The following is a 3,483-nucleotide window of genomic DNA, read 5'->3' on the forward strand; positions in this document are numbered from 1 at the left end:
TGCGCGGCTGGCTGCTCGGCGGCGCGGCGCTGCTCGCGGCCGGACTGACCGCGTTCTACATGACGCGCCTGATGCTCATGACGTTCTTCGGCGCCGAGCGCTGGCGCGAGCTCACGCCGCGCGCGGTGCCCTGGGATCCGACGGTGGAGGGCGAGGCGCCACCGCCAGCCGGTCACGAGCACGGCTACCACCCGCACGAGTCGCAGGCCGGGATGACCGTGCCGATGATCCTGCTGGCGGTCGGCTCGGTGGGCGCGGGCGCGTTCCTCGTCATCGGCGAGCGCCTCGGCGGCTGGCTGGAGCCGGCGATCGGGCCGGTCAGCGAGGTGTCCGACACGGTCATCCCGACGGGCCTCGTGCCCGGCATCGCGTCGGTGCTGATGCTCGTCGGCGCCGGGACCGCCTACCTGCTGTTCGGGCGCAGGCCGGTTCCGGTGGTGCGTCCGGCACGGGTCTCGCTGCCGGTGCGGGCCGCCCGCGCGGACCTGTACGCCAACACGATCAACGAGGGGCTCATCGCCCGCCCCGGCCTCTGGCTCTCGCGGGCGCTGGTCTACCTCGACAACCGGGGGGTCGACGGCGCCGTCAACGGCACCGCGGCTCTCCTCGGCGGTGCGTCGGGCCGGGCCCGGCGCACCCAGACCGGATTCGTGCGCTCGTACGCACTGACGATGCTGGGAGGCTCCCTCGTGCTCGTCGCGGCACTGCTGGCGGTGACGCTCCCGTGAGTGCCCTCGTCCTGATCCTCGTGCTGCTCCCGCTGGTGGGGGCGGCGGTGTGCGGCGTGCTCGTCCGCGGCGGCGGACCCGCGGGCGGCGACGCCGCCGCGAAGGCGATCGGCTTCGCCGTCTCGCTCGTCGAACTGGTGCTCGTCGCGGTGGTGTGGGCGATGTTCGTGCCCTCGGCGCCGACCCGGTTCCAGGGCGAGCTCTCGGTCGCCTGGATCCCGTCGTTCGGCACCCGGTTCTCGCTGGGCATCGACGGCATCGCGCTCGCGATGATCGCGCTGCTGGCCGTGCTGGTGCCGATCGTGATCGCCTACACGTCGTTCACCCGTGCTTCCGAGGCGGGCGCGGCGACGGGACCGGGCGGCACGGGGCGGTTCCCCGAGGGCCGCGGTGCCGGCGGCTTCGTCGCCCTGATGCTCGCCCTGCAGGGCGTGCTGGTCGCGCTGTTCGCCGCGACCGACGTCTTCCTGTTCTACGTGCTCTTCGAGGTCATGCTCGTCCCGATGTACTTCATCGTCGGGCGCTTCGGCGGGGCCCGGCGGCAGTACGCGGCGGTGAAGTTCTTCCTGTACTCGTTCCTCGGCGGCCTGATCATGCTCGGCTCCGTGATCGGGATCTATGTCGCGAGCGGTACCCGGCTGGGCCAGGCCAGCTTCGACTGGGTGACGCTGCAGCACCTGGCCTCGCAGCTGCCGCTGTCCACCCAGATCCCGCTCTTCCTCGGGTTCTTCGCCGCGTTCGCCATCAAGGCGCCGCTGGTCCCGCTGCACACCTGGCTGCCCGACGCCGGTGCGGAGGCCCCGGTCGGCGGCGGCGTCATCCTCGTCGGTGTCCTGGACAAGGTCGGCGTCTTCGGGTTCCTGCGGTACTGCCTGCCGCTGTTCCCGTTGGCCTCGCAGTCCCTCGCCCCGCTGGTCCTCGTGCTCTCGGTCATCGGGGTGATCTACGGGGCGCTGCTCGCCGCGATGCAGACCGACATGAAGCGGTTCGTCGCCTACACCTCGATCGCTCACTTCGGGTTCATCGGGCTCGGGATCTTCGCGTTCTCGCAGCAGGCGCTCGCCGGGTCCGCGCTCTACATGGTCAACCACGGCATCTCGACGGCGATGCTCTTCCTCGTCGTCGGCATGCTCGCCGCGCGCGGCGGGTCGACCCGGATCGCCGACTACGGCGGGGTCGGCCGGATCGCGCCGGTGCTCTCCGGGCTCTTCCTGCTGGCCGGTCTGACGACGCTCTCGCTGCCCGGCACGAACTCGTTCGTCTCCGAGTTCCTCGTCCTGCTCGGCGCCTGGCCCCGCGAACCGGTGTACACGGTGATCGCGACCGTCGGGATCATCTTCGCCGCGCTCTACGTGCTCTGGGTCTTCCAGCGCACCATGACCGGTCCGCTGCGCGGCGAGGCCGTGCTCGGCGGCGGGCCCGGCGCGGCCTCCGCGGCGGCCCTGTCGTCCGGGGGTGTGGCCGAGCCGACCGACGGCGGCCTGCGCGACATGCTCGAGGACGACGCCTCGGCCCGGAGCCGCGCCCGCTTCGGGGACCTGACCGGACGCGAGATCGGCGTCCTCGCCCCGCTGGTGCTGCTGATCTTCCTGCTCGGGTTCTTCCCGCAGCCGGTCCTGAACATCATCAACCCGGCGGTCTCCGCCACCATGAGCGAGGTCGGCGTCGCGGACCCGGTCGGCCCGAACGGAGTCGCCCGATGACGGCCACAGTGATCTCAGCGCTGCCCGGGCTCCCGACCCAGGGCAGCGGTTCGCTCTCCGGTGCCCTGGGGGTGGACTACGGCGCCCTCGCGCCGCTGTTCATCATCCTCGGCGTCGCCTGCCTCTCGGTGCTCGTCGAGGCGTTCGTCCCGCTGGCCCGCCGTGCCCGCGCGCAGCTGGTGCTCACCCTCGCCGCGATCGCCGTCGCGCTGGTCGTCGTGGTCGTGCGGGCGACGAGCGGGGCCCCGGCCACGGTCGTGCTCGCCGGGTCGCTGTCGGTGGACGGTGTGAGCCTGTTCCTGTGGGGCACGCTGCTCGCCCTCGCCATCCCCTCGGTCCTGATGATCGCGGACCGGTCGATCGAGGCGGGCGGCGCGTTCGTCGCCGACCCCGAGGCACTGGCCGAGGCCCAGGAGCGGGCCGAGGCGCGCACGCCCGTCACGGTCGGCGCGGGCGGCTCCGACGGCGACGGGAACGGCCGCGGCCCGTCGTCCCGCGCGGCCACCGGGCCGCCGCCCGAGATGCACACCGAGGTCTTCCCGTTCGTGCTCTTCGCGCTGGGCGGCATGCTCGCGTTCTGCGCGGCGAACGACCTGCTGACGATGTTCGTCGCGCTCGAGGTGCTCAGCCTGCCGCTCTACCTACTGTGCGGGCTCGCCCGCCGTCGCCGGGTGCTCTCCCAGGAAGCGGCGGTCAAGTACTTCCTGCTCGGCGCCTTCGCCTCGGCCTTCTTCCTCTACGGCGTGGCCCTGCTCTACGGCTACGCGGGCTCGGTCCGGCTCTCCGACATCGCCGCGGCCGCCGGCGGGGCGCTCCGCTCGGACACGCTGCTCTTCGGCGGGCTCGCGTTGCTCGTCGTCGGGCTGATGTTCAAGGCGTCGGTCGGCCCGTTCCACACCTGGACCCCGGACGTCTACCAGGGCGCCCCGACCCCGGTGACCGCGTTCATGGCGGCCTGCACGAAGGTCGCGGCGTTCGGCGCGATCCTGCGGGTGTTCAGCGTCGCGTTCGGCACCACGGTGCTGGAATGGCGCGGGGTGCTCTGGGCCGTC

At 72.7% G+C, this 3,483-nt stretch carries 2 protein-coding genes and 1 pseudogene; all 3 read left to right on the top strand.

The features are described 5' to 3' along the window. Positions 1-728: pseudogene (locus VGI02_RS07670) on the top strand (NADH-quinone oxidoreductase subunit L); the annotation flags it as partial. Beyond that, positions 725-2,431: a complex I subunit 4 family protein gene (locus VGI02_RS07675; RefSeq protein WP_331626704.1), complete on the top strand. Its 1,707-nt coding sequence runs from the start codon at positions 725-727 to the stop codon at positions 2,429-2,431. The pseudogene VGI02_RS07670 and the gene VGI02_RS07675, both read left to right, overlap by 4 nt. Continuing rightward, positions 2,428-3,483: NADH-quinone oxidoreductase subunit N (locus VGI02_RS07680; protein ID WP_331626705.1), on the top strand; the 1,056-nt coding region annotated here is incomplete at its 3' end. The genes VGI02_RS07675 and VGI02_RS07680, both read left to right, overlap by 4 nt.

The organism is Actinomycetospora sp. (assembly GCF_036497245.1).
Taxonomy (GTDB): domain Bacteria; phylum Actinomycetota; class Actinomycetes; order Mycobacteriales; family Pseudonocardiaceae; genus Actinomycetospora.